Annotated in this window: 2 protein-coding genes and 1 pseudogene; 1 reads left to right on the plus strand and 2 read right to left on the minus strand. The window is 69.0% G+C overall.

From position 1 onward, the window contains the following. Positions 1–332: 332 nt before the first annotated feature. Together FVW27_RS09570 and FVW27_RS09575 are read right to left on the minus strand one after the other, a co-directional pair. Positions 333–941: an Hsp20/alpha crystallin family protein gene (locus tag FVW27_RS09570; protein WP_167124654.1), complete on the minus strand. Its 609-nt coding sequence runs from the start codon at positions 939–941 to the stop codon at positions 333–335. Between the two features lie 319 nt (positions 942–1,260). Then, entirely contained in the window at positions 1,261–3,039 is a 1,779-nt protein-coding gene (locus FVW27_RS09575; protein ID WP_167124656.1) for a methyl-accepting chemotaxis protein, read from the minus strand. Positions 3,040–3,522: 483 nt separating this feature from the next. Here FVW27_RS09575 and FVW27_RS09580 point away from each other — a divergent pair. Beyond that, positions 3,523–4,042, plus strand: a pseudogene (locus tag FVW27_RS09580) (malate synthase G); the annotation flags it as partial.

Below are 4,042 nucleotides of genomic sequence, written 5' to 3' on the forward strand. Positions count from 1 at the left end.
GCCGCCCGGAGCGGGAACGGGCGCGGGATGCGGAAAACGGCGGAGGGTGGCCCCTCCGCCGTCGGCTGTGGCGAGTCGTCGATGCCCCGAGCCGGAACCCGGAACGGCTTCCGTGAATACGGGGCGATGCGGTACGCGGTGCCGCCGGGGTGCCAGTGCGTCCCGGCGGGCGGTGCGCGGCGTGCGTTCGGGGTTGCCGTGTCAGGTGACTGCCTTCCTGACGTCAGGTGACTGCCTTCCTGACGTCAGGTGACTGCCTTCCTGACGTCAGGTGACATGCCTTGCTTGCGCCAGGTGGAGGCATTCTTCCAGACGTGGGGGTGGCGGCTGGTTCAGGCGTGGCAACCGGCGCGGGGCGCTTCACCGGGCACCCACACGCATTCCTCGGACGAGGCGCGGGGGATGCTGACGGTCAGCACGCCGTCGTTGACCGAGGCGGAAAGGGCCTCGGGCACCGCGTCGTCCGGCAGCACCAGAATGCGCCTGAAGCTGCCGGGCTGCCGTTCCATGCGGTGCCAGCCCCGGCCCTTGTCGCGCGAGGAGGATCGCGTGCGGCCCGTGATGGACAACCGGTTGCCCTCGGCCTTCACGTGCAGGTCGGCGGCGTCACCGTCGCCCATGCCGTTGTCCTCGATGCGCGAGAGGCCGGGCACGTCGGCCACGACCACGTAGGTGTCGTTTTCCACCGCAATATCCACGTCCAGGCGGCGGGTGTCGTCAAAGCCGCATTCGGGGGACTGGTCGGGCAGAACTTCGTACATCAGCTCCTCTGCCCCGGCCAGTTGCATCAGCCTGCGCAGCTTTTCCTCCTCGCTGGCGCATTCCACGTCGAAGGGAATGGGCGCCACGAGGCTGCCGTCGTCACGCCGGTCGGAACCGGCGTCGTCGCGTTCGGCACCCTTGCGGAACCAGTTCCGGGGGTGCAGTGCGTCCAGTTTCATGGCGGTTCCTCCGTTGTCTTCACCGGTGGGAGTGCTTTCACCCGCCGGGGGCCCGCACGTTCGTCGCGGTCCGTGCCGGACGCGGTCTGTCGGGTCATAAATGAAATTAATTATCATCGAAAGAAAGGCAACCGCTCCCCCGTGATTCTCATGCGCAACTGCCCGCACGCGCGTATCCTCCCCGGCGGTCGACGGCCAGGTGCTGATCGGGTGCAGATCGGGCGCAAAACCGGCACACGGCTGCGGGCACGCGAAAGGGGCGGGACGTCCGGCCCGTGCCGTGCGTCCCGCCCCCCTGCGTGATGGGTGTGGCGGTGGGTTATGCCTCGTCGTGCTGCATGCGCTCTATGAGCTTGCGCAGCGAATGGGCCTGGGTTGCCAGTTCCTCCACCGCGCGGGCCGACTGGTGCATGCCGTCCGTGGTTTCGCCCGAGATGCGGTTGATCTCGTCCACGGCGCGGTTGATTTCCTCGCTGGCGGCGGACTGCTGCTCGCTGGCCGTGGCGATGGAGCGCACCTGGTCGGTGGCCTGTTCCACCAGGGTCACGATTTCGCGCAGCGCCTCGCCGGAACTGCCCGCAAGGCCGGTGGCCTCCTCGATGGACGCCACGGCGCGCTCCACGTGTTCCACGTTGCGCCGGGTGCCCTGCTGGATGCCGGTGATGGCCTCGCCCACCTCGCGGGTGGCCTGCATGGTCTTTTCGGCCAGTTTGCGCACTTCGTCGGCCACCACGGCAAAGCCGCGTCCGGCGTCCCCGGCGCGCGCCGCCTCGATGGCGGCGTTCAGCGCCAGCAGGTTGGTCTGGTCCGCGATGTCCGAAATCACGTTCATGATCTTGCCGATGCCGTCGGCCTGGCGGCCAAGGTCGGCCATGTCGTCCTTCAGGGCCACGGCCTGGCGTTCCACGGTGCCGATTTCCTCCACCACCCGGCCCACCACTGCGGCGCCGGTATCGGCCTTCTGTCTGGCGCGCTCGGCGGTGTCCGCCGCCTGCGAGGCGTTGCGGGCCACCTCGAGCACGGTGGCGTTCATTTCTTCCATGGCGGCGGCTGTTTCGGCCACGCGCTGCGATTGCACCGCCGCGCCCTGGGTGGACTGGCCGATCTGGGCGGAAAGCTGTTCGGATGCGGACCCTACCACTTCCACCACGCCCTGCAATTGCCCGGCGGCGGCAAGCATGCCCTCGCGCCGGGCCGACTGGGCGCGGCGGGTGGCTTCTTCCGCCTGGGCCATGGCCGCGCGGGCGCGCTCCGCCTCTGCCCCGGCGTCGCGGGTGGCGGCTTCCGCCTCGCCGATCTTGGACTTCAGGTTGCCCACCATGGTGCGCAGGCTGTCGGCCAACTGGCCCACCTCGTCGCGCTGGTCGATGTCCAGCCGGGCGTCCAGCCGCCCTTCGGCCACGGCAGAGGCGAACACCACCCCCCGCCGCAGAGGCCTTACGATGGAGACGGTCAGCAGCACGCCCGCCAGCAATGCCAGGGCGGGCACGGCCACCATCAGCACCGAGATCACCGTGCGCCGCCCGGCGGCTGTCCGGGTGGCGGCCTGTTGCTGGACCTTGGCCGTAGCCATGTTCACGGAGATGACGTCGCCCAGTTCCTTGAACAGCACGCGGCTGTGCTCCGTGGCAGGGCCCAGCACGAGGGCGGCGGCCTTGTCGTGGGCCGCCTCGCCCGAGGGGTTGCGTTCCCAGGCGCCGATGAGGGCGACGGCATCGGCCATGTCGCGTTCGAACACGGCAAGGCTGTTCAGGAACTCGCGCCATTCGGCCTGTTCGGAGGCGCCGTGCTCGATGGCCTCGTACCGGGCAATGCTCGATTTGTACGCTGCCACGGCGTCCGCAAGGTTCGTGTACTGGCGGGCCCGGTCGGTCAGGTCGGGGATGAGCAGGGTGCGGTGGGCCACCGTAATGTTGCGCAGGTTGAAGCGCACCTGGGCCAGCGCCTCTATGCCGGGCAGGTACACGTCGGACAGTTCCGTCTGCGCGGCCAGTTGCTCGCGCATGCTGACGTAGCCCGTGATGCCGAGGCCCATGGACAGCAAGGCGACGAAGATGAAGCAGGAAACGAGACGGGTGCCGATTCTGACGTTACGCATCAAAGCCCCTCTTGCTGCGGTACGCAATGGTGTGTCCCATCCGGCGGGCGCGGTGGCGCGGATGCGGAGGGAGAAGCCGTGGTGGCGCGTGGTGCGCCGTTTTTTTCGAATGATTCCGCTGTGGGCGGACATGCCGCCAGAAGGCAGCGCTACACCGGATGCCGGTGTCCGTGCAATCATTATTCGTGCGGGCGGCGCGCATGTCGGTGACCTGGGTCACAAGCGGGTTGCGCTTCCTGTCAGCCCCCCCACGCACTGGTGCGGAACCCGGCGGAAGCGCCGGGGCGTTGCATTGGGCGGGCTGGCCGGGTATCCTTGAAAATAGGGCAGATGTCCGCGTTGCCGCGCGCGGCATCGGACCCGCGCGGGCAGGGGCTGGTGGCCCCGCCCGGCTGTCGTCCGCCTGCGCCGGTTCATGCCGCGCATGGCCGTTTCCGGCCAGTACCGGATCCGTTCCGTTCCGCCAACGTACAGGAGCACAACATGACGCAGCGTGTTCAGGTGGGTGGCTTGCAGATCGCAGCGCCGCTGTATGACGTCATCGTCCGCGACATCGCGCCGGGCACCGGCGTGGACCCCGACAGGTTCTGGTCGGCCCTCGAGAACATGGTGGAAACCATGGCCGACAGGAACCGCGCCCTGCTGGCGAAACGGGCCGACCTACAGGAAGCCATCGACGCCTGGCACCGCGAGCGGCGGGGCGCGCCGCACGATGGTGCCGCCTACGAGGCCTTTCTGCGCTCCATCGGCTACCTGATGCCCGAAGGACCGGACTTTGCCGTGACCACCGAAGGCGTGGACCCGGAAATCGCCCTGGTGGCCGGGCCGCAACTGGTGGTGCCCATCACCAATGCCCGCTACGCCCTGAACGCCGCCAACGCTCGCTGGGGCAGCCTGTACGACGCCCTGTACGGCACCGACGTGATTCCCGAAGACCCGGCACAGGGGGGCGCGCCGCGCGGCGGCGCCTACAACCCCGCGCGCGGGGCGCTGGTGGTGGCGC

It is taken from the genome of Nitratidesulfovibrio liaohensis (assembly GCF_011682075.1).
Taxonomy (GTDB): Bacteria; Desulfobacterota; Desulfovibrionia; order Desulfovibrionales; family Desulfovibrionaceae; genus Cupidesulfovibrio; species Cupidesulfovibrio liaohensis.

What these genes read in the sequence shown, in the direction of transcription:
- FVW27_RS09570 (WP_167124654.1), bottom strand. Translation starts at nt 941, where the DNA reads ATGAAACTGGACGCACTGCACCCCCGGAACTGGTTCCGCAAGGGTGCC.
- FVW27_RS09575 (WP_167124656.1), bottom strand. Translation starts at nt 3,039, where the DNA reads ATGCGTAACGTCAGAATCGGCACCCGTCTCGTTTCCTGCTTCATCTTC.